This is a genomic window from Vibrio sp. MM46 (genome assembly GCF_027587135.1).
Classification (GTDB): Bacteria; Pseudomonadota; Gammaproteobacteria; order Enterobacterales; family Vibrionaceae; genus Vibrio; species Vibrio harveyi.
On the sequence record NZ_JAPPTO010000071.1, the window covers coordinates 1 to 1531 of the forward strand.

The following is a 1531-nucleotide window of genomic DNA, read 5'->3' on the forward strand; positions in this document are numbered from 1 at the left end:
CCTATTCCTGTCACCCCTGAAATAGGCAGCACTTTTTTCCCAAACAATGGCAAAGCCGTCATGCCCGCCACCTTCTTAATGAATGTGAATAGCCGTAAGTTTTCCCGCCTGAGCATTGGTGACGTACCAGAAAGCACATTAGCTCAGAGCATTCAAAACGCGCTCAATGACCCACGGGTACAGGAGGCGTTGCAATGATGCGCTCACTTACTCACCACTTATCCACCATTTCGGTGCATAAGCGGCTTATTCCTTTATTACTCATCACGTTACCTAGTATGAGCCATGCCGATACTAATAACTCACTGGCCCGCTTTTTTGACCGTTCAGGGTACAACGCCAATGTCTCGAACCCGACCGCCTATCAAGGTCAGTCTGCCAACTACTACACTGGAGGCAGCTTGTTTGTGCGCAATAAAATCATTGATGCGCAACTGGTCAGCGTCACCGTGCCCTCTATCAGTGCGGGATGCTCAGGCATCGATATGTTTATGGGGGGATTTTCTCATATCAGCTCAGACCAACTGGTGAGAGTGGGCAAAGCAATTATCCACAACGCCCCACCCTTCATCACCAATCTGGCTTTGCAAACTTGGGCTCCGCAGCTCAAGCAAAACCTCGATAATCTGCAAGCGATTGCCGACAAATACTTAAACCAGTCAGTGAACTCTTGTGAAGCGGCGCAAGCCGCCATCGGTGGGCTAGCCGCTTTTACCGCGCCAGCTACCAAAAAGCACGTCTGTGCGACACTCGGCACTCAAAACAATGCGTTCTCGGATTGGGTACAAGCCCAACATGAATGTGGCGCAGGAGGCAAAGCCGCAGGTCAATTAGCCAACGCCAAAAATGACCCGGCACTGAAAGACATCACCCAAACGAATCACAATGTGGTGTGGTCTGCGATTACCAATAACGCGTTTTTATCTGCAGATAAAAACCTCGCACAATTTATGATGAGCCTGTCAGGGACTTATGTGTACGACGCTAACGGCAACCCTCGCTACTACCCAAGCCTTTTGACCGACAACAATAATCTGGTCAACGTGCTTCTAGAAGGGGGCAAAGCCGATATTTACCAATGCAAAAGCACAAGCCCCAAAGCGTGCATTAGCATCAGCAAACGCAACAACTTATCCATTAGTGAAGCCAATGGCATTCAAAGCCAGATACGCAAACAGCTGGATTCAATACTGCGAAGCATTGGTACTGACCAAAAACTCACGGATAAGCAAAAGAGCTTTTTAGAGCTCACTCAAACACCAATATTAAAGTTCTTTATTGATGACCTGTCCGCCAATCAAACGCCGGATACCAGCAGTTACTCACGCATGATAGCAGTAGAGCTGCTTAATCAATATCTCACCAACATGTTGAGCATTGCCAGCCAATCACTAGCCAATACCAACAACAGTCAAGATGATATCACCCTCATCACTCGTGATATCGATAACGCCAAACGCTTTACTGCTGGGCTTGCCGATAAAGCCATTGAAGCGCTCAATAACCGCAATCAACTTATCGATTCGCAAAG

At 47.9% G+C, this 1531-nt stretch carries 1 protein-coding gene and 1 pseudogene; both read left to right on the forward strand.

Going from position 1 to position 1531, the window contains the following annotated elements; translation table 11 throughout:
- Positions 1 to 198, forward strand: a pseudogene (locus tag OH459_RS27880) (type-F conjugative transfer system pilin assembly thiol-disulfide isomerase TrbB); the annotation flags it as partial.
- Positions 195 to 1531 (forward strand): conjugal transfer protein TraH (locus OH459_RS27885; protein WP_269989844.1); only part of this gene is annotated, 1337 nt, incomplete at its 3' end. The pseudogene OH459_RS27880 and the gene OH459_RS27885, both read left to right, overlap by 4 nt.